The organism is Aliirhizobium sp. YIM B11859, from assembly GCF_057163345.1.
Window position 1 is genome coordinate 225,034 of the sequence record NZ_JBXHAY010000005.1, and the last position, 23,486, is coordinate 248,519.

Consider the following 23,486-nt stretch of genomic DNA (forward strand, 5'->3'; position numbering starts at 1 on the left):
GGGAATTGCACCCAAGTCCTTGTGGATAGTTGGAGCTATAGCGGTGAACCAGACAAATGCCAAGTGCAGGAAGCTCCCCCGTGCGTACGGAGACATTTGCGACTAGAATATGTGCGGTTTTTTTGGGGATTTGGGCATGGATGAGGATGCGCAACGGAAGCTGGTCAACAACGAGCGTCTAAAAATGCTGGCGACGTTTATGAACGGTGTTGGAATTGCCGTATTTGCCGTGGGCGGATTGGCTCCCATGTTTTCAGGCCTTTACGGCCCGATGGGTATCACCAGGCTGCTGGTCTTTATGACCTGTATTTGCTTTGCCGGGGCATTCGCATTACATTATTGGGCGAGCACAATTCTGAGAGGATTGCGGTCATGAATACCATGCAGATCATCGCTATTTTGATCACGCCCATCGGTGGATTGATGATTGGCGTTGCATGCCTATTTCTTGCCAGATCTATCGTAAAAGAAGGCCGGCACCGCTGAGCGGCACCGACCTCGCATGACCTTGCATACAGTCCGCGACTATTCGAGAACCTGGATCACCGTGTGCGTCTGCGGATCGACGATCACGCGGCGCTCGTTGACGATCGTATAGCCGTACTGGTCATAGCCCTGAACCGGGCGGACCTCGACATTTTCCGGCAGGACACGGCCGACAAGCACGTCACCGTCATACGGAATGGAATCGACAGGCTGCTGCTCCATCACGTAGGTGCGGACCTCACCCGGCATCACGACCGTCGAATTGGTCACGACCGGATCAGCCGGCTGCTGCTGGATGATGACGGCATTCTGTGCATAGGCCGAAGCCGACAGAGCGAAAAACGCCGCCGAAGCGGCCATGGTCAACTTGTGCATCTTGCTTCTCCCTGAGCTGATTGCTGCGGTAACAACACCGTTACAGGGATATGGTTCCGACCCGTTGTGCGTCGCGAACCTGCTGGCCCTTACGCTGCACGAGGCTGAAAACACCCGGACCACTTGGCCAGAGGGCTTGCCAAAAACAAAAACGGCGGCCCCGAAGGACCGCCGTGAATTGATCTGAAATACGTCGCCGGAGACGAAGGATCAGTCCTTCTTGTCAATCTTTCTTCACTGGCGGGATCGGGCGGATCGCCAGTTCGCGCAGCTGCGTCGGGGTGGCTTCCGACGGGGCGCCCATCAGAAGATCCTGTGCCTGCTGGTTCATCGGGAACAGCGTGATTTCGCGCAGGTTCTTGGCACCAGTCAGCAACATGACGACGCGATCGACGCCGGCAGCCATGCCGCCATGCGGAGGCGCACCATACTGGAAGGCGCGGTAGAGGCCGCCGAAGCGATCCTCGACGTCCTGCTGCGACAGGCCGACCATTTCGAAGGCCTTGACCATGACTTCCGGCAGCTGGTTACGGATCGAGCCCGAAGCGATTTCGAAGCCGTTGCAGACCATGTCGTACTGGTAGGCCTTGATCGTCAGCGGATCCTGGTTTGCCAGTGCGTCGAGACCGCCCTGCGGCATCGAGAACGGGTTGTGGGCGAAGTCGATCTTCTTGTCTTCCTCGTTATATTCGAAGAACGGGAAGTCGACGATCCAGCACAGAGCGAACTGGTCCTTGTTGGACAGGTTCAGTTCGTCGGCGGCGCGGTTACGGGCCTCGCCTGCAAACTTGTAGAACTTTTCCGGTTCGCCGGCGACGAAGAAGCAGGCATCGCCCGCTTCGAGGCCGAGCTGAACGCGCAAGGCTTCGGTGCGTTCTTCGCCGATGTTCTTGGCGAGCGGACCGGAGCCTGCAACCTTGCCTTCTTCTTCCTTCCAGAAGATGTAACCGAGGCCGGGCTGACCCTGGCCCTGGGCCCATGCGTTCATGCGATCGCAGAATGCGCGGCTACCACCGGTCTTGGCCGGGATCGCCCAGACTTCGACCTTCGGGTTCGACGCGATCATGCCGGCGAACACCTTGAAGCCGGAACCGGCGAAATGTTCGGTGACGGCTTCCATTTCGATCGGGTTACGCAGGTCCGGCTTGTCGGAACCATATTTGCGGATCGCGACGTCGTAAGGAATGCGCGGGAATTCTTTCGTGACCGGCTTGCCTTCGGCAAACTCTTCGAAGATGCCGCGCATGACCGGCTCCATCGTTTCCCAGACTTCTTCCTGGGTGACGAAGCTCATTTCGAGGTCGAGCTGGTAGAATTCGCCCGGCAGGCGATCGGCGCGCGGATCTTCATCGCGGAAGCAGGGTGCGATCTGGAAATAGCGGTCGAAACCGGCCACCATCATCAGCTGCTTGTACTGCTGCGGCGCCTGCGGCAGGGCGAAGAACTTGCCGGGGTGTATACGGCTCGGGACCAGGAAGTCGCGTGCGCCTTCAGGGGAGGAAGCCGTCAGGATCGGTGTCGAATATTCGGTAAAGCCACCGAGGGTCATCTCACGGCGCATGGCGGCGATGATCTGGGTGCGCTTGACGATGTTCTTGTGCAGCGTTTCGCGGCGCAGGTCGAGGAAGCGGTACTTGAGGCGCACGTCTTCCGGATATTCCGGCTCGCCGAAGACCGGCAGCGGCAGTTCCTTGGCGGCGGACAGAACTTCGATCTCACGGGCGTAAAGCTCGATCTCGCCGGTCGCCATGGTCTTGTTGACGGTCTCTTCGGAACGCGCCTTGACGGTGCCGTCGATGCGGATGACCCATTCGCCGCGCACGACTTCCGCCGTCTTGAAGGCAGGGCTATCCGGATCGCAGACGACCTGGGTCATGCCGTAATGATCGCGAAGGTCGACGAACAGGACACCGCCATGATCTCGTACACGATGGACCCAGCCGGAGATACGGACATTGGAGCCGACATCCGACTTGCGGAGGGCTGCACAGGTGTGGCTGCGGTAACGATGCATGACTTCAATCCTGGACTGATGCTTGGAGCGGTTTTTCTGGCGTGCGAAGCACTGCCACCGATCGCATGGAAAATCGGCGCGAAAAGCGCACGGGCGCTCCCATTTGTCAAGGTTGCAATGCTTGCCCGGCCCGGCTTAACACATGGCAACCGCGTCGCCCCGCATGTTTTCGGCTTGAACGGTATGTGGATCCCGTCCCCCTGTCGGCCTCATTCCGGCTTTCGGTACTGCGTACTTATGTCTCTCGTAGGGCCTCTTCATTGTCGCTGCGGAGAATGCGATCATCCACCCATGGTCAAGATGATGCGGATCACGCTGATGCTTCTGGCCGCGTTGTTTCTTGCGCGCGGGCCGGTCGCCTATGGCAGCCAGCCGGCGCAGAACCACATTCACGCCAACCATGCCGAGATTGTGCTGCACCGGGACCATGCGCCGGTCGCTGTCCATCAAAGCGACAAGCAATGTTCGAAGGTCGGCTGCGCGCTTGCATCGTGCCAGATGCAGATTTCATCACTTGCCATTCTGCCCGCCTGCCAACCAGCCGGCCCGGCCAGATCCTGTCCGGCCTACGACATGCCGGTCGACGTTTCGTTTTCGTCCCTGCAGAGCGGGCCTCCCTCACCTCCTCCGAAATCTCCGATCGAGCATTTGCGGGCGGCTTGACCGACCGGAACCTCAACATCTGTTCGCCGATCCAAAGGAGATTATCCGTGAACACACGCAGATTCATGGCGAGATTGCTCGCCTTCACACTGCTCAGCGCCGCATCCGTCATCGCCACCGGTGCTGCCGCCGCCGAGATGGTGATTTATAAAAGCCCTTATTGCCAATGCTGCGAGGCCTGGGCCGAAGCATTGAAGGCATCCGGCATCGCGCTTCGTGTCGAGAATACCGAGGACATGGACGCACTGAAGGCGAGCTATCATGTGCCTGAAGACGCGCAGAGCTGCCACACGGCCGTCGCCGACGGTTACGTTTTCGAAGGCCATGTGCCGCTCGGGGCCGTGCAGAAAGTTCTGAGCGACCATCCCGATATCGCGGGGGTTGCCGTCCCCGGCATGCCGGCCGGAGCGCTGGGCATGGACGAAGATGCCGCGGCATCCTATGATGTCATCGCTCTCAACAGGGATGGCAGCCAGTCGGTCTATATGAACATCAGGCCGTAACTGCAGCCGGCGCTGAAACCCGCCACCGAATATCTCCGCGCGCCTCCAAGCCGGCGGAGATATTCGTGTTTTCGTACCACAGCGTCATCTTTCGTCGCGCAGGCCCTGTCGCCACCGCGCCATGCAGGCTAGACCTTCAAGGAATTCAAATCAGCGAACCTCTTCCATCAGCCGATGAGCCATATCAGACCACTCGTCCCGCTCCTGGCAACCGCCGGCATCCTGATCGGCGGTAACGGATTGCAGGGGACATACATTGCGCTTCGCGGCACAGCCGAGGGGTTTGCGCCATCGGTCATCGGGATGATCGGTGCGGGCTACAGCATCGGCTTTGCGGTCGGCTGCATCTATGTGACACGGCTGCTGCGCTCTATCGGGCATATACGGACGTTCGCGGCGATGGCGGCAATCGGCGCGTCCTGCTCCGTCGTCATGTCGCAGTTCATTGATCCGGCCGCCTGGGCGTTCATGCGCTTCCTGATCGGCATATCGGTCGCCAGCCTGTTCGCGACGGTCGAAAGCTGGATCAATGCCAAGGTGACCAACGAAAACCGGGCACGCACGCTGTCGATCTACCGCTTCGTCGATCTCGGCTCGGTCACTTTCGCGCAATATCTCATTCCGACGGTCGGCATAGAAGGGCAGGCAATCTTCTCGATCATCGTCATCGCCATGACGCTGTCGCTGGTACCCATTTCCATTGCCGACAAATCCAGCCCCGCACCGCCCGAGGCAATCGCATTCGACCTCACGGCCGTGTGGCGGATCTCGCCGCTTGCCGTCGTCGGCGTCATCGCGGTCGGTCTGTCGATGGCCGCGTTCCGCAATATCGGGCCGATCTACGCCCATGAACTGGGCATGGACATCACCTCTATCGCCACATTCATGAGCGCCGGCATTATCGGCGGCGTCGTGCTGCAATATCCGCTCGGCGTTTATTCCGACAGGCTCGACCGCCGGCGGGTGATCGTCTGGGCGACGATCGGATCGATCCTCACCGGGGCCTATCTGTCCTTCGGCGCCGGGACGAGCCAGACGGCGAACATCATTGCCGTCTTCCTGTTCGGCGCCTTTTCGATGCCGCTTTATTCGCTGTGTTCCGCCCATGGCAACGACCATGCCAAGCCCGGCGAATATGCGCTGGTCGCGGCCGGCCTGTTGTTCTTCTGGTCGGTCGGGGCGATCGTCGGGCCGTTGCTTGCCGCAACACTGCTGCAATATTACGGTCCGCGCGCCTTTTTCGCCTATACCTCGTTCGTTTTCCTCGGGTTCCTGATCTTCACCATCCGGCGCATGGGGGTCCGTCCTCCGGTGCCGCCGGCAGAACGACGTTCCCGCTTCCGGGCCCTGTTGCGCACATCGGCCTATTTCTCCCGCCTCGCCACACCGCCGGAAAAAGATCGCAGGGACTAACTCCCCCAGCTTGCCCCGGCGGTATTGACATGCGCCTCCTAAAGCGAAAGGTAGATTGATTATCGCACGCGAACGGACCGATGATCGAAACAACCGCAGCCCTCCAGGAAGCCTGCGCCAAGCTGGCGCAATCGGATTTCATCACAATCGACACGGAGTTTCTCCGGGAAACGACCTTCTGGCCGGAACTCTGCCTGATCCAGATGGCGAGCCCCGATGTCGAGGTCCTCGTCGATCCGCTGGCAAAAGGGCTGGACTTGACGCCCTTCTTCGAGTTGATGGCGAACCCGGCGGTTGTGAAGGTCTTTCATGCCGCACGGCAGGATATCGAAATCGTCCATCATCTCGGCAAGCTCGTGCCGCATCCGATCTTCGACACGCAGGTCGCGGCGATGGTCTGCGGTTTCGGCGACAGCGTCTCCTATGACCAGCTGGTCAGCCGCATCAAGAATATCCAAATCGACAAGTCATCGCGCTTCACCGACTGGAGCCGTCGTCCGCTTTCCGAAAAGCAGCTCGATTACGCACTGGCCGACGTCACCCATCTGCGCGACGTCTATCTGGCGCTGAAAGAGCAGCTGGAGCGCGAAGGCCGTGCCCTATGGCTGACCGAAGAGATGGCGGTGCTGGAAAGCCCCTCCACCTATGACCTGCATCCGGACGATGCCTGGCAGCGTCTCAAGGCGCGTCTGAGAAAGCCGAGCGAGCTTGCGATCCTCAAATTCGTCGCCGCCTGGCGCGAACGCGAAGCGCGAAGCCGCAACGTGCCGCGCTCGCGCGTACTGAAGGACGACGCGATCTACGAGATCGCCCAGCAGCAGCCGAAGGATACCGAAGCATTGGGCCGGCTGCGAACTATTCCCAAGGGATGGGAACGTTCCTCCTCGGGTGCCGCTATCGTCGAGGCCGTCAACGCGGCGCTTGAACTTCCGAAGGCAGACATGCCGCATCCGCCGAAACACAGCCATGTGCCGGAAGGTACAGCGGCAGCCGTCGAGCTGTTGAAAGTGCTGCTCAAGCTGATCTCCGACCAGCAGGGTGTCGCCGCCAAGGTGATCGCCAATACCGACGATCTGGAGAAGATCGCATCGGAAGGCGAGAAAGCAGAGGTTGCGGCTCTTTCCGGCTGGCGGCGCGAGCTTTTCGGCGACACGGCGCTGAAACTGATCGACGGGGGCGTGGCGCTGCGCTTCGTCAACAAGAAGGTCGAGGCAGTCGAGCTTTAAGCGAGCTCGGCCCCCAAAAGCAATTCCATTAGAGTTTCCACGGATCGATGACGGGAATGCCGGCGGCCTCGAACGGTGCGGTATCGCGAGTTGCGATGGTGAATCCGTGGACTTTGGCGATCGCCGCAATCTGGCCGTCGGCGATGAGGATAGACTTTCCGTTCGAACGGGCTGCCGCGAGGATCACGCCATAGGCTCGCGCTGCATATTCATCAAAAGGAAGGAAGCGCGAAGGGCACCTGACGGCCAAGCCATGCCCCCACACGCGCGTCGACTTGCTTTCGCCTGATCTCAGAAATGACGTTCGTATCGAGTACGATCATTCAGAAGAAGCACCTCTTACCGGGGTCTGATCGCGCGTAAACTCAACATCATCCAGCTCGGGATAGTCTTCCCGCAACTTCTGGAAGGCGGCAATCAGAACATCCCCTGAAGCCCCCTCCGCACTGTCGCCGGGTTCGACAGCGACGCCTTTCAACGCTTCCTGCGGTATCCTTACAGCCTCCACTTCCGCCGTCGTGCCATTTTCCGCCGCTCTTGCTTGCAGCGCTCGGGTCGCCTCATCGGACAGGTTTCTTATGGTGATGGCATTCATCATCGCACCTCCGATCTGATAGTGTCGGTTCGGCCAGCCTATTCGCTCACCTGAACCTCTTCAACGAGACCTTCCATGCACCCTGCCCTCAACGCCGACATCGCCCAGAAATTTGCAACTATCGCACTCGGACATGTCGGCCGGGAATATCCCAACAAGCCGGGAAACGTGCTTGAAAGCGATGCGGATGCAAAGACGCCGCGCGCGCTTTACCCGGTCTTCCATGGCAGTTTCGACTGGCATTCCTGCGTCCATGGGTACTGGATGCTCGCCCATATGCTGAAGCGCTATCCGGATCTGCCCGCAGCGACCGACATCCGGGGACTGTTCGATACGATGCTGACAGCCGATAAGGTCGCGGGCGAATGCGACACAATGAATGCGCCGATGATGCGTGGCTTCGAACGCCCCTATGGCTGGGGCTGGCTGCTGAAGCTTGCCGCCGAACTTGAGGGCATCGAGGGCGGCCGCTGGGCAGAAACCCTGCGGCCCCTAACCAATATCTTTGTCCAGCGTTTCACCGATTTCCTGCCGATTGCGACCTATCCGGTGCGTGTCGGCACCCATTTCAATACCGCGTTTGCGGTTCGACTGGCGGCAGACTATGCGCAAACACTTGGTGACGACGCGCTGATGGCATTGTTGCGGGAGACGGCACTTCGCTGGTACGGCCGGGATGAAGCCTGCCCGGCCTGGGGCGAACCTTCCGGCGACGACTTTCTGTCTTCGACCCTGATCGAGGCCGAGTGCATGCGCCGGTTGATGCCGAAGGCCGATTTCCAACCATGGTTCGACCGCTTCCTGCCTCAGATTACGTCACGGGCGCCGGCGACCCTGTTTACGCCGGCCACCGTTTCCGATCGTTCCGATGGCAAGATCGCCCATCTCGACGGCCTTAACCTGTCACGCGCCTGGTGCTGGCGGTCGCTTTCCGGCATCCTGCCACAGGGTGATGCGCGGCGTGCGATCATGGAAAAGACTGCCGAGGAACACCTTGCCAGCGCCCTCGCCCATGTTGCCGGCGATTACATGGGCGAACACTGGCTGGCCAGTTTTGCGACGCTGGCGCTGGAAGCCTGACCGCCGACCATCATCGTCAGGGATGCATCCGGGCACCCTTGGTGATCTTGTCGACCAGTTTCTTGTCCGCTCTCAGGGCGATGCCGACCAGTTTGGCGTCGTCCGGCCCGGATTGCAAAAAGACCTCGCGGTTGGCATCATCGTGGCCGGTGGCAAACATCTCCTCGATATAGGCCGAAGTCCTGACGTCCCGCTCGATCGATCGGCGATGGATTGCCCGCAGCGTCTGCTGATCGGCGGTCAGCACCACGATCGGCTGGACACTCAGGGCATTGTAGACATGGCCCGCCGCATCCAGATATGGTTGACCGATGATCGTCGGCGACTGGGCGACGAGGCCGCTTGTCAGAAATGCGGTGACGTTGAGCTTTTGCCAGGTGGCGAGGTCATCGCGAACGACGATCGCGATCTTGGTGTCGAACATGCGGAAAAACTCCATTCGGGGTATCGAAAGAGCCGATCACTTAGCGTTGACGGATGCCGCCGGTCTTGAACGTTCGTGCAAGACAGCTTCGTTTGCGGACGGCATGCGGGTCGCTGCGCCAAACGGCGGCATCGAACGGATCGAGGCTCGGTTCCGCGGCAATGGTTTTTCGCCGCATCGGCACGATACCTACGCGTTGGGGCTGACGCTCCATGGCGTCCAGACATTTCGCTATCGCGGCATTGAGCGGTTCAGCAAGCCGGGCAATATCATCGTCCTGCATCCCGATGAAGTGCATGACGGTGCCGCCGGCACCGAAGACGGGCTGATCTACAGGATGATCTATCTCCCGCCGGAGCTTATCGGAGCAGCGGAAGATCATTGTCGGACATTGCCCTTCGTTGCCGATCCGATCGTGACGGATGCGCCGCTTTCCCAGGCGCTGGCGGAGATTCTCGGCGATCTCGACCACGAGCCCGGCGAACTCATCATGGATGACGTGGTGATGCGGGTGGCCGCCGGTCTTTTCCGACAGGCAGGCGACGAACGCAAACCGACCACACCAGCGGCACAGACTGCCGTCTTGCGGGCGCGCGATTTCCTTGAAAGCCATTGCGACGGGATGGTGCGCTCCGGCGCCCTGGAAGCGGTCACCGGCCTCGACCGTTATGAACTGGCGCGACAGTTTCGCCGGCTGCTCGGCACCAGCCCGCATCGTTATCTCGTCATGCGCCGGCTTGATCGGGCGAAACGTCTGCTCGCCACAGGCAGCACATTGGCGGATGCCGCCTTCGATGCGGGTTTTGCCGATCAGGCGCATTTCACACGGCATTTCCGCGGCGCCTTCGGAATGACACCCGGACGATGGGTGACGCTGAGGAACGGCACACGATAAGCATCACCGCCGCTCTACCGGAAGTGTAAAATTTCGGTCATCAAACCTTCATCCGGGCTTTAACCTATCATCATCTTCCCGTCATGCGGGCAGCCTATCGGAGTTGCATGTTTTATGCCAACCGAACAGGTGATTTGATGACCAGAACCTTTATCACGTCCGTTGCAATGGCCGCCCTGCTTGCCGGTTCGGCATTTGCCGACGACAAGGAATTTCCGGCCAAGCTCGCCGGACAGGCGATCCTGCCGGCCAACACGATGACTGCCGCGCCGGCAGATGCACCCGATTTCCTCAAGACCTCCGGCAAGTTCACCACACCGGACCGCAAGCGTAGCGAAAAACTCGGCACCGTCGATGGCAAGGACGGTGCCCGCGTGACCGATCTGAAGCTGCCTTTCGATGGCCAGCCAATCCAGGGATTTTCCGGCATCAAGGCGATGGCTGACGGCACGTTCTGGACGCTGTCGGACAACGGTTTCGGCTCGAAGGCCAATTCCCCGGATGCGATGCTGTTCCTGCACCAGGTCAAGTTCGACTGGGCGGCCAACAAGGTCGAGGTCGTCAAGAACATCTTCCTGTCCGACCCGAACAAGATCGCGCCTTTCCCGATCGTCATGGAAGGCACTGAAAAGCGATACCTGACGGGTGCCGATTTCGATATCGAATCGATCCAGCCGGTCGGCGACGGTTTCTGGCTCGGCGAGGAATTCGGTCCCTATCTGATGAAGGTCGACGCGCTTGGCCAGTTGACCGATGTGGTTGCGACGGTCGTCGACGGCAAGCCGGTGAAGTCTCCCGACAATCCGACGCTCTCGATGCCGGCCAACCCGACGGCCAAGATGCCGGTCTTCAACCTCAAGCGTTCCGGCGGATATGAGGGGATGGCAATGTCGAAGGACGGAAGCAAACTCTATGGCCTGCTGGAAGGCCCGCTGTTCCTCGACGACGGCAAGGTAGAGCAGGTCGACGGCCATACCGCGCTGCGCGTCATCGAATTCGACATCGCCTCGAAAAACTGGACCGGCCGTTCCTGGCTTTATCCGCTCGCCGAGAAGGGTGTCGCAATCGGCGACTTCAACATGATCGACGCAACGACTGCCCTCGTCATCGAGCGCGACAATGGCGCCGGCTCCAAGGACAAGGCCTGCGCCGACCCGAAACAGCCGAAGCCGGACTGCTTCGACGCCCCGGCAGAATTGAAGCGCGTCTACAAGATCGAGTTCAGTGATGCCAATGTCGGCAAGGCGGTCCGCAAGATCGGTTACATCGACCTGCTCAACATCAAGGATCCGGATGGCAAGGCGAAAGCCGGCTCGAAGGAAGGCATCTACGACATGCCTTTCGTGACGATCGAGAATGTCGACCAGATCGATGCCACCCATATCATCATCGGCAATGACAACAACCTGCCCTTCTCGGCCGGCCGCGCTGTCGACCGCGCCGACGACAACGAGTTCAGCCTGCTGGAAGTCGGCGAGTTCCTGTCCGCAAAATAAGGTTATCCGAGACCACGACGCAGAGGCGCCCGACAGAGATCGGGCGCTTTCCTCGTTTGTGATCAGGCACCCGATCTCAAGCGTACCGCTATCCGGCCATTGGCCTTGCGCCCGAACTGCGAGTGGCTAGGCTTTCACCTGTCGACCGACCGGTTCAAATGGCGACACGGATTGCGCAGTAGGGAGGCAGGCATGGATCCTATCGAGAATGTTTTAAAGACGAAGATCGCAAACGGCGACAAATGCTTCGGCATGTGGCTGCATACGGCGTCGCCCGCCGTCGCGGAAATTGTCGCCCATAGCGGCCTCGACTTCGTCATCATCGACCAGGAACACGGGATCGGCGATCTCGAAAACGCCATAGCGATGATGCGCGCCATGCTAGGGACACGGACGACGCCGGTCATCCGTGTTGCTTCCAGCGATCCGATCTACCTGAAACGTATCGTCGATGCCGGTGCGCAATCCATTCTGGTGCCGATGGTCGATACCGCGCAGGAAGCGCAGTCGGTGGTGGATGCCTGCCTTTATGCGCCACGCGGCAAACGCGGCAATGCGGCCGGCGTGGTGCGCGCATCGCGTTACGGCATGGTTGGCGATTACGTGGCGCGTGCCCATGAACAGATGCTGATCATTCCGCAGATCGAAACGGCGGATGCGGTGAAAAATGCCAGCGCGATCTCGGCGGTGCCGGGCGTCGACATCGTCTTCATCGGACCATCCGATCTGTCCGGCAGCATCGGCCTTCCCGATCAGACGGGTGCGCCGGAGGTGGAGGCTTTGATTGCGCAAGCCCATGCCGCCATACGGGCTGCAAACAAGCCGGCCGCCACCGTGCCGCGCGACGGCCGCTCATGGCAGGCGCTGTTCCAAGACGGTTTCCAGATTGTCGCGACCGGCAGCGACCTTGCCTATATCAGGCAGGCGGCAATCGCTCAGGCGCAGGAATGGAGTGGCTGGTCGGGACGATAGCAGCGGACCACCTATACCGTCCCGCGCTCAGGCGCCCTGGACGCGGGATTATTTCATTTGCAGTTCGATTTGCTGTCGGATCGATGATGGCTCATGCGTCCTTTGCGCATGAAGTCGGGCAGATGAGGAGGATCAGGATCATGCCAAGTACAATCAGACTGCATCGTGTTTTCACGACCAGCCCCGAAAAACTCTATCGCGCCTTCACCGAAGCGGATGCGCTAGCCAAATGGTTGCCGCCCAATGGTTTCACCTGCAGCGTGGATCATCTGGAAGCCCGTGTGGGCGGAACGTTCCGGATGTCGTTCAGGAACTTCACCACCGGCAACAGCCATTCCTTCGGGGGAGAGTATCGTGAGCTTATTGCGGGCGAGCGGGTCCGTTACACCGACAAGTTCGACGACCCGAACCTACCCGGCGAGATGGAAGTGACCGTGATCCTCAAGAAGGTCTCGGTCGGAACCGAAATCGAGATCACGCAAGCCGGCGTGCCCGACCTCATTCCGGCCGAGGCCTGTTTTCTCGGCTGGCAGGAATCGCTCAGAAACCTCGCGAGGCTTGTCGAGCCGAATATCGAGGAGTAGACACAGCACTTCGGCCTTTCTGCGAAATGCGAAACGGCTCTATTTCTCAGTTTATGCGCAGTTCCGGACGCAAAACCGCTTCGCATTTTTGCTGGGACTGCTTTGGAAGATCGGGAAAAGAGGCCGGCGGCGGCCGGCCATGTCCTATTCGAACTTGAAGGCGATCCGCTTGCCGGTGAGTTTCGCAAGCTGCTGGAGACGACCGTCAAGCCGTTCGCCGGCAAAATTGCGATAGGGTTGCGGCACAACAAATTCGAGATCGAGATCCGGCGTCATCGACTGCCGGAATGTCAGGTGGTTCACCAGACCCGGCATCGAGGCCGAGAACAGGTAGACAACCCTCAACAGGCCGCCGAGCAGCTTGGCAAGCTCCAGCAGGCGCGGCGTGGCAATGGTCGACAGCGCGCCGGTATCGCCATTATCGGCCACACCCTCGAAACGATAATAATTGGCGAGCGCCAGGTAGGCGCGGCCGGGATGGGTGATGCCGACGAAGGACGAGTGGGCAATCACGTTCATCGCCTGCGCGCCACGATAATCCGGGTGGGCACGCCAGCTGATATCGGCGACGAGACAGGCAGCCTGCCGGTAACGGCTTTCCTCTTCCGTCTCGGCAATGCCGAAAAATGGGACCATGCGACCGGTCCAGTCGGCCAGTTCGCGGGCATGTTCGGGCGAGCGGGCACGCAGGATCGCAAGCTGGTCGGCCGCGACGAGAAGCGGGTCCGCGTCGCGCTCTTCGTCCGGCAGCAGCGAATAAAGGTAACCCTCACGCACGCCCTGGGCGGAGAAGGTGATCTTTGCCGGCTTCATCACGCCGAGCACTTCCTGCATGGCGATTGCGCCATAGGGAAGAAGCGCACGACGGTTCTTGGAAACCGCCTGCCATGCGCCGTCCTTCGAATCCTTGGCGGCGATCACCTCTTCCAGAAAACGCTGCATCTCGGCCAGAGGCAGCTCGTATCCCTGCATCATGTGCAGCGGATAATCGGTGATTTCCATGTGCAGCTTGGCGATGTTGCGCCAGGTGCCGCCGACCGCATAAAAGGTCCGGCCCTCTCCCTTTTCCAGAAAACGGGCGGTATTGACCTGCTTGCGGGCAAAATTGCGTGCCTTGGTGAGCGAGTTTCCGGATGATTCCGACAGCCTCAGCCCACCGAGCGGAAGGGTGATGCCGCGGCCGAACTCGTGTCCCTTGATGTCGATCAGTTCCAGCGATCCGCCGCCGAGATCACCGGCAATGCCGTCGACCTCATGGAAACCGCTGATCACGCCGAGCGCGGAGTAACGGGCCTCTTCCTCGCCGGAAAGCACCTCGATCGGCTGTCCGAGAATTTCCTCGGCATTGCGGATGAAATCCGGGCCGTTGCTCGCCTCGCGGGCGGCGGCCGTCGCCAGAACGTAGATATCCGTCGCCTGGGCCTGATCGGAGAGCGCCTTGAAGCGTCTCAGCGCGACCAGCGCGCGGGTGACGCCTTCGTCATCCATACGGCCATTGGCACCAAGCCCCTTGCCGAGACCGCACAGCACCTTCTCATTGAAGAGAACCGTCGGGGCTCTTGTCAGACCTTCATAGATGACGACACGAACCGAATTCGAGCCGATATCGATAACGGAAACAGGGGCGATCCCCTGGAGCCGCCCCTGAGCTTCAGAACGTACCATACTGCCTATTTCTTACGGCCGGACATAACCCCGGCGATCAGTTTCGGTGCACTCGACTTCAAGGCTTCGCCACGGCCAGAAAGGCTGGGGTTGGTCATGAAGTAGTGCTGGGCGTTGAAAGGCTCCTCACCCTGCCGCACCTCCATGCGTCTTGACGTCCCGTCGGCCAGTATCTCGTAGCTCTGTTGGTTGTCAATCAGATTGCCCAGCATAATCTGTGATAGAACCTGTTCATGCACCGTTGGGTTGAGCAGCGGCACCAGCGTCTCGACGCGGCGGTCGAGATTGCGCGGCATCATGTCGGCCGAACCGATATAGACAAGCGCCTTGTCCGACGGCAGGCCCTGGCCATTGCCGAAGCAGAAGATGCGGCTATGCTCGAGGAACCGGCCGACGATGGACTTGACGCGGATCTTGTCGGAAAGGCCCGGAACCTGCGGGCGCAGGCAGCATATGCCGCGAATGACCAGATCGACATCGACGCCCGCGTGGCTGGCGCGGTAGAGCGCGTCGATGATTTCCGGATCGACCAGCGAATTCATCTTCATCCAGATCGCGGCAGGACGACCGGCCTTGGCATGGACGATCTCCTCCTCGATATGGCGGAGAATGCGCGGACGCAGGGTGTAGGGCGAAACGGCAAGCTTCATGCTTTCCTTCGGCTCGCCGTAACCGGTGATGAAATTGAAGATGTTCGCCATGTCGTGGGCGATCTTCGGATTGCAGGTGAAGAACGAAAGGTCGGTATAGATCTTCGCCGTGATCGGATGATAGTTGCCGGTGCCGAGGTGGCAATAGGTCCTGAGCTTGCCGTCTTCGCGGCGCACGACCATCGACATCTTCGCGTGGGTCTTCAATTCGATGAAGCCGAACACGACCTGGACGCCGGCGCGTTCAAGGTCGCGTGCCCAGCGGATGTTTGCCTCTTCGTCGAAACGGGCCTTGAGCTCAACCAGCGCCGTCACCGACTTGCCGGCTTCGGCAGCGTCGATCAGGGCTCTGACGATGGGGCTGTCGTTGGAGGTTCTGTAGAGGGTCTGCTTGATGGCGAGGACGTCGGGGTCGCGCGCCGCCTGCAGAAGAAACTGCACAACGACGTCGAAGCTTTCGTAAGGATGGTGGACCACCATGTCCTTTTCGCGGATGGCTGCAAGGCAATCGCCAGCGTGCTCGCGAACTCGCTCGGGAAATCGGGCATTGTAGCTTTCGAAACGCAGGTCGTCGCGCGGCGCCTTGGTGATTTCCGACAGCGTGTTGAGCGCCAGAAGACCGGGCAGAACCGCGACGCGGTTATCCGGGACGCCAAGCTCCTGAACCACGAACTGGCGCAGCGAGGCCGGCATTTCCGAATCCGTCTCGATGCGGATGACCTTGCCGCGACGGCGGCGCTTCAGTGCCGTCTCGAAGAAGCGGACCAGATCTTCGGCTTCTTCCTCGACTTCCAGATCGCTGTCGCGGATGATGCGGAAGGTGCCGGCACCCTTGACTTCGTAGCCCGGGAACAACCGGTCGGTGAACATGCCGACCACATCCTCAAGAGTGATGTAGCGGATCGTCGTGCCCTCGTCCGGCAGGCGGACGAAACGATCGAGCGTCGTCGGCAGGCGCAGCAGACCCGTCATCGGCTCCTTGCCGTGAAGGCTGTGCAACTGCAGCCCCATCGAGAATCCGAGATTGGGGATGAACGGGAAGGGATGCGCCGGATCGATCGCCAGCGGCGTCAGCACGGGAAAAAGATCATCCTCGAAATCGGTGGCGAGCCAGGTCCGATCTTCAGCAGACAACGCGCCGGGGCGGACGATCAGGATGTCTTCCTGCGCCAGATATTGCTGCAGCACTGCAAGCGAAGCCTGCTGCTCCATCTGCAGCTTGTCGATTTCCTGGAGAATGGAATCGAGCTGCTCGGCGGGCGTCTTGCCATCGGGGCTGCGCACGACGATGTTCTGGCGGACCTGGCCTTCGAGGCCGGCGACACGCACCATGAAAAATTCGTCGAGGTTGGCGGCTGAGATCGACAGGAACCGCACCCGCTCCAGAAGCGGATGCGCGGTGTTGAGCGTTTCCTCAAGGACGCGGCGATTGAACTGCAGCCAGGAAAATTCGCGATTGATGAAGCGGTCGGAGCTTGCAAGCTGCTCTTCGAAGCTCGGGATCGTCTCGACTTCGTTGTTTTCGTGCGTTTCGGCGATCTGATCCATGGCTCCGTCCTCTTACCTTCAAGCCTTTCGGCCGTATAATGTTTTGACGACGGAACTGTGACAGTCAATCGCCGCTATCGCCGCTTCCATCGCCCCCTTCGTCAGCCCCCTTGAAGCCGCCGACGTCGAAAGTCGAAACTCCACCCTCATCCGACCGCGAGAAGCTTTCCAGCACCTCGGCTGCAAGTGAACGGGTGATGCGCGCTCCACGGGCAAGCGCCAACCGATCCAACTGATCGACGACGCGTTGCGCCGCCTCGAGCGACCGCTCCATCCGTGCAACGATATAGCCCACGAGTTTGTCATCAATATTAAGCTGGCGGTCGGCAAACAGCTTTATGATCACCTGAGCCAGCAAATCTTCGTCCGGTTCGCCGATTTCCACCACCGTTGCCGCCTTGAGGCGCGATTTCAGGTCAGGCAATTCCACCGGCCAGGAAATCGGCCACAGGCGCGAGGTCAAGAGAAGCGTGTGGCCATGCTGGCGTACCGCGTTTATGACGTGGAAAAGTTCGGTATCGTCGAAACCACGGCGATCGGCATCCTCGAAAAACACCGGACCGGCCGCCGCGACCTGCGATGCATTCGAGCCGGCGAGCGGATGGATTTCCACCGCCCCCGAATGTTCGCGCCAGATATGCGCGAGATGGGATTTTCCCGAGCCGACCGGACCGGCCAGCACGACGACGGGCGACGGCCAGTTTGGCCACTCGTCGACCAGGGAGACGGCAGCGGCAAGCCGTTCCGAGACGAGCAGGTCGTCCCGGCCACGGGCGGCATCGTGAGAAAATTGCAGGGGCAGTTGTTCGCCCTTGCGCTCCGGGCGGTCTTTCGTCTCAGTCATCCACGTTCAGCTATTCTTCGGGCCTTCGATCTCGCGGGTACCGGCCGTCTGGTCGGCATTTTTGTGCTCGACGACATGCGGCGAGCTTTCTTCCCAGGGAAGATCTGCGGATCGTCCATAATAGATATCACTGTCAAGATACCGCGCCAGTACGAAGCGGACAAGTACGCCGACAACAGCGGCAGCCGGAACGGCGATCAAAAGTCCGACGAAACCGAACAACGCACCGAAGGCAAACAGCGCAAACATAAGCCATACGGGATGCAGGCCGACGCTTTGACCAACCAGTTTCGGCTGCAGGACATTGCCTTCAAGGAACTGACCGGAGAAAAAGACGCAGGCGACGGCGATGATCCACGGGTAATCGGGCCAGAACTGCACAATCGCCACGCCGATCGCCATCACCAGGCCGAGCAGCGAACCGATATAGGGGATGAACGAGATCATGCCGGCGACGAAGCCGATCAGCAGGCCGAAATTCAGGCCGACCAGCGACAGGCCGACCGCATAATAGATGCCGAGAATGAGGCAGAGCGACCCCTGCCCACGGATGAAGCCCGCGACCGACTGATCCATTTCGCGGGCGATCTGGCGAACGACCTGCGCCTGGTCGCGCGGCACCCAGCTATCGACCTTGGCGACCATGCGGTCCCAGTCCAGCAAGATATAGAAGGCGACGACCGGGGTGACGACCAGAAGCGACATGACATCGACGATCGCCTTGCCGGAATTCCAGATCTGCGCCAGCAGCGAACCGACAAAGCCGGCGCCCTGGCTCAGCACCTGGGAGAAATTCTCTTTCACGGTCTCGATCTGGCTCGACACCCAGGGCGGCAGGAAGGAGTTCTGCGGGCTGGAAATGATCTGCTGCAGCTCGGTGATATAACCGGGAAGCGCTGCGGCGAACTGGGTGAACTGACTGATGATGATCGGGATGACCAGCATCAATGCTAGCGCGAATATGGTGACGAAGCAGACGAGGATGACGACCGTCGCCATGGTGCGGCTGAGGCCGCGACGCTCCAGCCAGTCGGCCACCGGATCGAGGAAATAGGCGAGCGCCATGCCGGCCACGAAGGGTAGAAGGATGGACGAGAAGAACCACAGGAACAGGATGAAGCCGATCAGGACGCCGATCCAGAACAGGATGTGGCGCTTCAGGCTTGCGCCACTGACGTGGTATGGCATGTCTGCTCCTCGGTTATTGGCGGATCGCGCTTTGTCATGGCATATGAGGGGCTTGCGGGACGAGGTCAAGTTCGCATGCCAGATAACGACCATGCCTGTGAAATGCCTTCAAAACATGGCCGAAACGCTTGCATATCCGGGCGGGGCATGCAATTGGCGGCAGCTTATAGTTCCCTTTGGGATCCGGACTGGAGATGGATTATGAGCGAGGCAGGCAAGAACGGTCTCACCTATAGCGATGCGGGCGTCGATATCGATGCGGGCAACCTGATGGTCGAGAAGATCAAGCCGGCGGTGCGCTCCACCCGTCGCCCCGGCGCTGACGGCGAAATCGGCGGCTTCGGCGGCCTGTTCGACCTCAAGGCTGCCGGGTTCAACGATCCGATCCTGGTGGCAGCAAACGACGGCGTCGGCACCAAGCTGAAGATCGCCATCGACGCCGATTTCCACGATACGGTCGGCATCGACCTCGTCGCCATGTGCGTCAACGACCTCGTCGTGCAGGGCGCCGAACCGCTTCTGTTCCTCGATTATTATGCCACCGGCAAGCTCGATCCCGACCAGGGTGCGGCGATCGTCAAGGGCATTGCGGCGGGCTGCGTCGAATCCGGCTGTGCGCTGATCGGCGGCGAAACGGCGGAAATGCCGGGCATGTATTCCGATGGCGACTATGACCTTGCAGGCTTTGCCGTCGGTGCTGCCGAACGAGGCCAGCTTCTGCCAGCGGGCGACATCGCCTCTGGCGACATCATTCTCGGCCTCACCTCTTCCGGCGTGCATTCCAACGGCTTTTCGCTGGTGCGCAAGATCGTCTCGATCTCCGGCCTCGGCTGGGACGCTCCTGCTCCCTTTGCCGAAGACAAGAAGCTTGGCGAGGCGCTTCTCACGCCGACCCGCATCTATGTCAAGCCGCTGTTGAAGGCGATCCGTGACACGAAAGCGCTCAAGGCGCTCGCCCATATTACCGGTGGCGGTTTCCCGGAAAACATTCCGCGCGTGCTGCCGAAGACGCTGTCTGCCGAGATCGATCTTTCTGCCATTCCGGTTCCGGCGGTGTTTTCCTGGCTGGCGAAAACCGGCGGCGTCGAGCCCAAGGAAATGCTGCGTACCTTCAATTGCGGCGTCGGCATGATCGTCGTGGTCTCGGCTGAAAACGCCAAGGCGGTCACTGACGCGCTTGTGGCCGAAGGCGAAACCGTCGTGCCGCTCGGCCGGATGGTTGATCGTCCGGAAGGCGGCGCCGGCGTCATCTACAAGGGCACGCTCGGCCTCTGATCGACGGCCGACAATGGGCCAGCCTCTTAACGTTTTGCGGCTTTGAAGGCCGGCGGTTTTGAAGGATTGAGACAATGAACTCGGTCAGGAAACGCGTCGTCGTGTTTGTCTCCGGCGGCGGATCCAACATGGTGTCGCTGGCTGACGCCTGTGCGGCTGCGGATTTTCCAGCCGAGATCATTGCCGTCATCTCCGACAAGCCGACAGCCGGCGGACTTGCCAAAGCGGAAGCCCGTGGCATCAAGACTTATGTCTTCGAGCGCAAGGCCTATGCGGACAAGGCCGCCCATGAGGCGGCAATCCTCTTGGCGCTCGCCGAACTCAAGCCGGACATCATCTGCCTTGCGGGTTACATGCGGCTGATCTCGGGCGATTTCATCCGTCCCTACGAAGGCCGTATCCTCAACATCCACCCTTCCCTGCTGCCGCTTTTTGCCGGTCTTCATACGCATCAGCGTGCGATCGATGCCGGCATGAAGATTGCCGGCTGCAGCGTGCATTTCGTCACCGAGGGCATGGATGAAGGCCCGATCGTGGCACAGGCAGCCGTTCCGATAATGGCCGGCGACACGGCCGATACGCTTGCCGGTCGTGTGCTGACTGTCGAGCACACGCTCTATCCTCTCGCGCTGAGGCTGTTTGCCGAGGGTAAGGTGACGATGCAAGATGGCCGGGCAATATTGGAAGACGTTACGTCGAAAGACGATACCAAGCTTATTTCGCCCTCTATCTGATCGCACCGCGGCCGACTCGACAAGATCCCGCCCGGAGCGTATTTTGTACGTGGATGACGTACAAATGGGCCGATGTCATGAATAAGCATGCCATAGCGAGCGACTTCAAGGAAATGCCCTCGATCGATATCGAGGCTGTATCACTTCGCCTTGGTTTGTCGAAACGCGAACTGGCGGAAACCGCCGGTCTATCGGCGAATAGCCTGCAACGCAAAGAACGGGCGCAGGCACCTGCGGTCATCGCACGTATCGGCGAAATGGCCGAAATCATTCATCGCGTGACGGAATGGGCAGGTAGTGACCGACAGGCGCTTGCCTGGTACCGTGCGGAGCCTATTCCGGCTTTCGGCGGGCGTACGGCGGAAAGCCTTGTCAAAAGTGGCAAGGCCACTGCGGTTAGAGATTATCTCGATCATCTCGCACTAGGCGGCTTCGCTTGAGATTTCAGGGCGTCTGTTACCGCGCCCATGATCCACGCTGGGCGATCAGTCCGGCTTCCGGCGATGGCGCAGCAATCCGCGGCGCCCGCTTCAATCCGAAAGGTGTGGCTACACTCTATCTTTCCACCTCGATCGAGGCAGCGATCACCGAGGCCAGCCAAGGTTTCGGACACAAGATCCACCCGCTGACAATCTGCTCCTACGATGTCGATTGCGACGATATCGCCGATCTTGCAGACAGGGATATCAGACAAAAGCGTGGCATCAACCTCGACACGATGTCCTGCGCATGGGCAAGCGCCATCGCCGACGGCGAGCGTCCGCTGTCATGGACGATCTACGACAGCCTTTACAAGTCGTATGCCGGCATCCTCGTGCCCTCATTCGCGCACCGGGCAGACCCATCGATCCGCAATCTCGTACTCTGGCAATGGTCAGACGAATTACCGCACAAAGTCGAGGTTATCGACCCGACAGGACGATTGCCGAAAAACCAGAAGTCCTGGGAGGCCGGCAGCCTCTAGGCCGCCATCATTTGTAGCGGGTGCAGCGTCCCATCGCTGTAGACGAAGCGACCGTTGCGGAAGGTCGCGCGGATACGGTGGACATCACCCCGCTCGACGACAACGAGGTCGGCGCGCTGGCCGATGGCAATCTCGCCGCGGTCGGTCAATCCGGCAGCGCGGGCAGCGTTCGACGTTGCCATGGCAACCGCCTTCGGCAATCCGACGGTCACGATATCGGCAAGCTTGAACACCGCCGGAACAAAGGCTGCCGGGTGGTAATCGGCGGCAATGGTCGACAGCAATCCGGCGCTGGCGGCATCAAGTGCACTCAGGTTGCCCGACATGGACTGGCCACGCAGCGCATTGGGCGCCCCCATCAATGTATAGAGGCCGCGGCGGATGGCTTCCTCGGCAGCGGCCATCGTCACCGGAAACTCGCTGATCGTCACGCCGAGATCAAACATCTCGATGACCTTTTCGACACTGTCGTCATCATGCGAGGCGAGCGACAATCCATGCTTTTTCGCCAATGCGACGATTTCCGTCAGTCGCGTCTCGATGTCCGGGTTCTTCCGCATCTCGATACGCGTGTTGATCATTTCCTGCGCGGTCCCGAGCGAGATCGAGCGGCGCTCGGACATGCTCAGCACATAGGCCTCGATATTGTTGTACTGGCCCTGCCCCGGCGTGTGATCGGTCAGCGACACCATGTCGATCTCGCCGGCTTCGAGCAGGCGCTCCAGGGTCGCTGCGGCACCGACATTGGTGATCTCGTAACGGGCATGAACGCGGTGGTCGATCAGCAGATCGTCGCGCAGGCGGTTGACGCCCTCGATGACGGCGGACGTCGTTTCCAGTGAACGGACATTGCCGTAGACGCTTTCGGTGGCAAAGGAGACGGCCGCATAGGCGGTCGTCACGCCATGGGCGGCTAGCTTCTTGTCGAGTTCGTGAATACCGAAATCGATCGGCATCTCCGCCTTGGGGCGCGGGGAAATTTCGCGCTCGATCATGTCACCGTGCAGATCGATGAAACCCGGCATCAGATAACGTCCACCACCGTCTATGACGGCATTGGCGACCGGTTCGGAACGGATTTCGGCGATCGCGCCGTCCTCGATCCTGACCGAACCGCCATCAATGATCTGGTCGGGCAAAACGAGGGTGAAATTGCCGAGCCACATGATCATCTCCTAATGCTTTCGGTACCGTCGGCTGGAGCCGTTAGGCGCGTTTCGTGACAATCGTATGAAACGCGCCATGAGCATCCACATTAATATCGAGACCCGCTGACCTACAGGCCGGCGGCCAGTTCCGTTCGGTTCAGTATCGCCCATTGCAGCGCGACGATCGTCTTGGCATCCGTGATCGCGCCGGTGGAAATCATCGCATAAGCCTCGTCGAGGCCCAGGATGACGATCTCGATATCCTCGGCCTCGCCTGCAAGTCCGCCGCCAAGGCCTGTCTTGCTTTCGAGGTCGATGCTTGCTGCAAACAGCGACAGCTTCTCGGTCAAGGCGCCGGGGCTGACATACATCTGGCAGATATAACGGACCTTCTCGACCAGAAAGCCGGTTTCCTCCATCGCCTCGCGCAACACGGCGTCGGCTGCGACTTCCCCCTCGTCCACAAGCCCGGCCGGGATTTCCAGCATATAGGCGGGTTCGCCGTTGGCAAAGGCGCCGGGGCGGAACTGGCGCACCAGTACGACGTGGTCCTCCCGGGTGTCGTGCAGCAGGATGGCAGCGCCATTGCCGTGGTCATGGACCTCCCGCTCGATCGTCACGACGCGCCCGTCAGGCATGCGCTGCTCGAAGGTCAGCATGTCAAGCTGCACGAAGCCTTTCCACAAGGTTCGTCTGGAAAGCAGACGCACCCGTTCGGTTTCGGAAGTGTCGATGTCGATCATG

24 protein-coding genes, 1 pseudogene and 1 other annotated feature (1 of these 26 running past the window's edge) are annotated in these 23,486 nt (G+C 60.2%); of the genes and pseudogenes, 14 read left to right on the plus strand and 11 right to left on the minus strand.

From position 1 onward, the window contains the following. Nucleotides 1-22, minus strand: a sequence feature (sul1 is cis-regulatory element that is thought to sense ions involved in sulfur or methionine metabolism; They are found in Alphaproteobacteria); it reaches 36 nt to the left of the window's first position. A gap of 114 nt (nucleotides 23-136) precedes the next feature. Continuing rightward, nucleotides 137-376 carry an amino acid transporter gene (locus AC2GXZ_RS20555; protein ID WP_483761067.1) on the plus strand — a complete coding sequence of 80 codons (240 nt, stop codon included), beginning with the start codon at nucleotides 137-139 and terminating at the stop codon, nucleotides 374-376. Nucleotides 377-525: 149 nt separating this feature from the next. Here AC2GXZ_RS20555 and AC2GXZ_RS20560 read toward each other — a convergent pair whose 3' ends face one another. Together AC2GXZ_RS20560 and aspS are read right to left on the minus strand one after the other, a co-directional pair. Next, on the minus strand, nucleotides 526-861 hold the full coding sequence (locus tag AC2GXZ_RS20560; RefSeq protein ID WP_483761068.1) for a DUF1236 domain-containing protein: 336 nt from the start codon (nucleotides 859-861) through the stop codon (nucleotides 526-528). A gap of 223 nt (nucleotides 862-1,084) precedes the next feature. Further along, nucleotides 1,085-2,875 carry an aspartate--tRNA ligase gene (aspS, locus tag AC2GXZ_RS20565; protein WP_483761069.1) on the minus strand — a complete coding sequence of 597 codons (1,791 nt, stop codon included), beginning with the start codon at nucleotides 2,873-2,875 and terminating at the stop codon, nucleotides 1,085-1,087. A 291-nt stretch (nucleotides 2,876-3,166) separates the two neighbouring features. Here aspS and AC2GXZ_RS20570 point away from each other — a divergent pair, with 291 nt between their 5' ends. The 4 genes from AC2GXZ_RS20570 (at nucleotide 3,167) to rnd (ending at nucleotide 6,680) form a co-directional block, all read left to right on the plus strand. Next, nucleotides 3,167-3,538 (plus strand): hypothetical protein, encoded by a 372-nt coding sequence (locus AC2GXZ_RS20570; RefSeq protein WP_483761070.1) that lies wholly within the window; start codon nucleotides 3,167-3,169, stop codon nucleotides 3,536-3,538. Nucleotides 3,539-3,585: 47 nt separating this feature from the next. Further along, entirely contained in the window at nucleotides 3,586-4,041 is a 456-nt protein-coding gene (locus tag AC2GXZ_RS20575; protein ID WP_483761071.1) for a DUF411 domain-containing protein, read from the plus strand. Nucleotides 4,042-4,215: 174 nt separating this feature from the next. Further along, nucleotides 4,216-5,454, plus strand: coding sequence for an MFS transporter (locus tag AC2GXZ_RS20580; protein WP_483761072.1), 1,239 nt, complete (start codon nucleotides 4,216-4,218; stop codon nucleotides 5,452-5,454). Between the two features lie 80 nt (nucleotides 5,455-5,534). Continuing rightward, nucleotides 5,535-6,680, plus strand: coding sequence for a ribonuclease D (gene rnd, locus AC2GXZ_RS20585; RefSeq protein ID WP_483761073.1), 1,146 nt, complete (start codon nucleotides 5,535-5,537; stop codon nucleotides 6,678-6,680). 28 nt (nucleotides 6,681-6,708) lie between these two features. On the opposite strand, the gene AC2GXZ_RS20590 is transcribed toward rnd, so the two are convergent. Both AC2GXZ_RS20590 and AC2GXZ_RS20595 read right to left on the minus strand, forming a co-directional pair. Further along, nucleotides 6,709-6,867 (minus strand): PIN domain-containing protein, encoded by a 159-nt coding sequence (locus AC2GXZ_RS20590; RefSeq protein WP_483761074.1) that lies wholly within the window; start codon nucleotides 6,865-6,867, stop codon nucleotides 6,709-6,711. Between the two features lie 132 nt (nucleotides 6,868-6,999). Then, on the minus strand, nucleotides 7,000-7,278 hold the full coding sequence (locus tag AC2GXZ_RS20595; protein ID WP_483761075.1) for a FitA-like ribbon-helix-helix domain-containing protein: 279 nt from the start codon (nucleotides 7,276-7,278) through the stop codon (nucleotides 7,000-7,002). Between the two features lie 72 nt (nucleotides 7,279-7,350). On the opposite strand from AC2GXZ_RS20595, the gene AC2GXZ_RS20600 reads away from it, so the two are divergent. Then, nucleotides 7,351-8,355, plus strand: a complete 1,005-nt coding sequence (locus tag AC2GXZ_RS20600) for a DUF2891 domain-containing protein (RefSeq protein WP_483761076.1) — start codon at nucleotides 7,351-7,353, stop codon at nucleotides 8,353-8,355. A gap of 16 nt (nucleotides 8,356-8,371) precedes the next feature. Here AC2GXZ_RS20600 and AC2GXZ_RS20605 read toward each other — a convergent pair whose 3' ends face one another. After that, on the minus strand, nucleotides 8,372-8,779 hold the full coding sequence (locus tag AC2GXZ_RS20605; RefSeq protein ID WP_483761077.1) for a DUF2000 family protein: 408 nt from the start codon (nucleotides 8,777-8,779) through the stop codon (nucleotides 8,372-8,374). On the opposite strand from AC2GXZ_RS20605, the gene AC2GXZ_RS20610 reads away from it, so the two are divergent. The 4 genes from AC2GXZ_RS20610 to AC2GXZ_RS20625 all read left to right on the plus strand — a co-directional run bounded on the left by AC2GXZ_RS20610 (nucleotide 8,778) and on the right by AC2GXZ_RS20625 (nucleotide 12,726). Beyond that, a complete protein-coding gene (locus AC2GXZ_RS20610; protein ID WP_483761078.1) occupies nucleotides 8,778-9,674 on the plus strand; it encodes an AraC family transcriptional regulator in 897 nt (298 codons plus the stop codon). The two genes, AC2GXZ_RS20605 and AC2GXZ_RS20610, sit on opposite strands and share 2 nt — an antisense overlap. Nucleotides 9,675-9,811: 137 nt before the next feature. Next, nucleotides 9,812-11,170 carry an esterase-like activity of phytase family protein gene (locus AC2GXZ_RS20615; protein WP_483761079.1) on the plus strand — a complete coding sequence of 453 codons (1,359 nt, stop codon included), beginning with the start codon at nucleotides 9,812-9,814 and terminating at the stop codon, nucleotides 11,168-11,170. Nucleotides 11,171-11,362: 192 nt separating this feature from the next. Then, nucleotides 11,363-12,142 (plus strand): HpcH/HpaI aldolase family protein, encoded by a 780-nt coding sequence (locus AC2GXZ_RS20620; RefSeq protein WP_483761080.1) that lies wholly within the window; start codon nucleotides 11,363-11,365, stop codon nucleotides 12,140-12,142. 140 nt (nucleotides 12,143-12,282) lie between these two features. Beyond that, a complete protein-coding gene (locus tag AC2GXZ_RS20625; protein ID WP_483761081.1) occupies nucleotides 12,283-12,726 on the plus strand; it encodes an SRPBCC family protein in 444 nt (147 codons plus the stop codon). Nucleotides 12,727-12,870: 144 nt separating this feature from the next. On the opposite strand, the gene ppx is transcribed toward AC2GXZ_RS20625, so the two are convergent. The 4 genes and pseudogenes from ppx to AC2GXZ_RS20645 form a co-directional block, all read right to left on the minus strand. After that, a complete protein-coding gene (ppx, locus tag AC2GXZ_RS20630; RefSeq protein WP_483761082.1) occupies nucleotides 12,871-14,391 on the minus strand; it encodes an exopolyphosphatase in 1,521 nt (506 codons plus the stop codon). A gap of 5 nt (nucleotides 14,392-14,396) precedes the next feature. Continuing rightward, on the minus strand, nucleotides 14,397-16,589 hold the full coding sequence (locus AC2GXZ_RS20635; protein ID WP_483761083.1) for an RNA degradosome polyphosphate kinase: 2,193 nt from the start codon (nucleotides 16,587-16,589) through the stop codon (nucleotides 14,397-14,399). A gap of 148 nt (nucleotides 16,590-16,737) precedes the next feature. Beyond that, a pseudogene (hdaA, locus tag AC2GXZ_RS20640) lies at nucleotides 16,738-17,433 on the minus strand (DnaA regulatory inactivator HdaA); the annotation flags it as partial. 6 nt (nucleotides 17,434-17,439) lie between these two features. After that, nucleotides 17,440-18,621: an AI-2E family transporter gene (locus tag AC2GXZ_RS20645; protein WP_483761084.1), complete on the minus strand. Its 1,182-nt coding sequence runs from the start codon at nucleotides 18,619-18,621 to the stop codon at nucleotides 17,440-17,442. Nucleotides 18,622-18,822: 201 nt separating this feature from the next. Between AC2GXZ_RS20645 and purM the strand changes: the two genes are divergently transcribed. From purM to AC2GXZ_RS20665, 4 genes are all read left to right on the plus strand, one after another. Next, complete coding sequence (purM, locus tag AC2GXZ_RS20650) at nucleotides 18,823-19,896, plus strand: phosphoribosylformylglycinamidine cyclo-ligase (protein ID WP_483761085.1); 1,074 nt, start codon at nucleotides 18,823-18,825, stop codon at nucleotides 19,894-19,896. A 74-nt stretch (nucleotides 19,897-19,970) separates the two neighbouring features. Then, nucleotides 19,971-20,630, plus strand: a complete 660-nt coding sequence (purN, locus tag AC2GXZ_RS20655) for a phosphoribosylglycinamide formyltransferase (RefSeq protein ID WP_483761086.1) — start codon at nucleotides 19,971-19,973, stop codon at nucleotides 20,628-20,630. A 77-nt stretch (nucleotides 20,631-20,707) separates the two neighbouring features. Further along, nucleotides 20,708-21,070, plus strand: coding sequence for an MbcA/ParS/Xre antitoxin family protein (locus AC2GXZ_RS20660; protein ID WP_483761087.1), 363 nt, complete (start codon nucleotides 20,708-20,710; stop codon nucleotides 21,068-21,070). Next, complete coding sequence (locus tag AC2GXZ_RS20665; protein ID WP_483761088.1) at nucleotides 21,067-21,594, plus strand: RES family NAD+ phosphorylase; 528 nt, start codon at nucleotides 21,067-21,069, stop codon at nucleotides 21,592-21,594. The genes AC2GXZ_RS20660 and AC2GXZ_RS20665 overlap by 4 nt, the downstream gene beginning before the upstream one ends. Here AC2GXZ_RS20665 and AC2GXZ_RS20670 read toward each other — a convergent pair. Further along, the gene (locus AC2GXZ_RS20670) at nucleotides 21,591-22,760 is read right to left on the minus strand and encodes an alpha-D-ribose 1-methylphosphonate 5-triphosphate diphosphatase (RefSeq protein WP_483761089.1); all 1,170 of its coding nucleotides are present in this window, start codon (nucleotides 22,758-22,760) and stop codon (nucleotides 21,591-21,593) included. The genes AC2GXZ_RS20665 and AC2GXZ_RS20670 overlap by 4 nt on opposite strands. Nucleotides 22,761-22,870: 110 nt before the next feature. Then, nucleotides 22,871-23,485, minus strand: a complete 615-nt coding sequence (locus AC2GXZ_RS20675; protein ID WP_483761090.1) for an NUDIX domain-containing protein — start codon at nucleotides 23,483-23,485, stop codon at nucleotides 22,871-22,873. Nucleotide 23,486 lies beyond the last annotated feature (1 nt).

Bases quoted from the DNA above. Each gene is read 5' to 3' on its own strand.
- AC2GXZ_RS20555 (WP_483761067.1), top strand. From the start codon at position 137: ATGGATGAGGATGCGCAACGGAAGCTGGTCAACAACGAGCGTCTAAAA.
- AC2GXZ_RS20560 (WP_483761068.1), bottom strand. From the start codon at position 861: ATGCACAAGTTGACCATGGCCGCTTCGGCGGCGTTTTTCGCTCTGTCG.
- aspS (WP_483761069.1), bottom strand. From the start codon at position 2,875: ATGCATCGTTACCGCAGCCACACCTGTGCAGCCCTCCGCAAGTCGGAT.
- AC2GXZ_RS20570 (WP_483761070.1), top strand. From the start codon at position 3,167: ATGGTCAAGATGATGCGGATCACGCTGATGCTTCTGGCCGCGTTGTTT.
- AC2GXZ_RS20580 (WP_483761072.1), top strand. From the start codon at position 4,216: ATGAGCCATATCAGACCACTCGTCCCGCTCCTGGCAACCGCCGGCATC.
- rnd (WP_483761073.1), top strand. From the start codon at position 5,535: ATGATCGAAACAACCGCAGCCCTCCAGGAAGCCTGCGCCAAGCTGGCG.
- AC2GXZ_RS20595 (WP_483761075.1), bottom strand. From the start codon at position 7,278: ATGATGAATGCCATCACCATAAGAAACCTGTCCGATGAGGCGACCCGA.
- AC2GXZ_RS20600 (WP_483761076.1), top strand. From the start codon at position 7,351: ATGCACCCTGCCCTCAACGCCGACATCGCCCAGAAATTTGCAACTATC.
- AC2GXZ_RS20610 (WP_483761078.1), top strand. From the start codon at position 8,778: ATGCGGAAAAACTCCATTCGGGGTATCGAAAGAGCCGATCACTTAGCG.
- AC2GXZ_RS20605 (WP_483761077.1), bottom strand. From the start codon at position 8,779: ATGTTCGACACCAAGATCGCGATCGTCGTTCGCGATGACCTCGCCACC.
- AC2GXZ_RS20615 (WP_483761079.1), top strand. From the start codon at position 9,812: ATGACCAGAACCTTTATCACGTCCGTTGCAATGGCCGCCCTGCTTGCC.
- AC2GXZ_RS20620 (WP_483761080.1), top strand. From the start codon at position 11,363: ATGGATCCTATCGAGAATGTTTTAAAGACGAAGATCGCAAACGGCGAC.
- AC2GXZ_RS20625 (WP_483761081.1), top strand. From the start codon at position 12,283: ATGCCAAGTACAATCAGACTGCATCGTGTTTTCACGACCAGCCCCGAA.
- ppx (WP_483761082.1), bottom strand. From the start codon at position 14,391: ATGGTACGTTCTGAAGCTCAGGGGCGGCTCCAGGGGATCGCCCCTGTT.
- AC2GXZ_RS20635 (WP_483761083.1), bottom strand. From the start codon at position 16,589: ATGGATCAGATCGCCGAAACGCACGAAAACAACGAAGTCGAGACGATC.
- AC2GXZ_RS20645 (WP_483761084.1), bottom strand. From the start codon at position 18,621: ATGCCATACCACGTCAGTGGCGCAAGCCTGAAGCGCCACATCCTGTTC.
- purM (WP_483761085.1), top strand. From the start codon at position 18,823: ATGAGCGAGGCAGGCAAGAACGGTCTCACCTATAGCGATGCGGGCGTC.
- purN (WP_483761086.1), top strand. From the start codon at position 19,971: ATGAACTCGGTCAGGAAACGCGTCGTCGTGTTTGTCTCCGGCGGCGGA.
- AC2GXZ_RS20660 (WP_483761087.1), top strand. From the start codon at position 20,708: ATGAATAAGCATGCCATAGCGAGCGACTTCAAGGAAATGCCCTCGATC.
- AC2GXZ_RS20670 (WP_483761089.1), bottom strand. From the start codon at position 22,760: ATGTGGCTCGGCAATTTCACCCTCGTTTTGCCCGACCAGATCATTGAT.
- AC2GXZ_RS20675 (WP_483761090.1), bottom strand. From the start codon at position 23,485: ATGATCGACATCGACACTTCCGAAACCGAACGGGTGCGTCTGCTTTCC.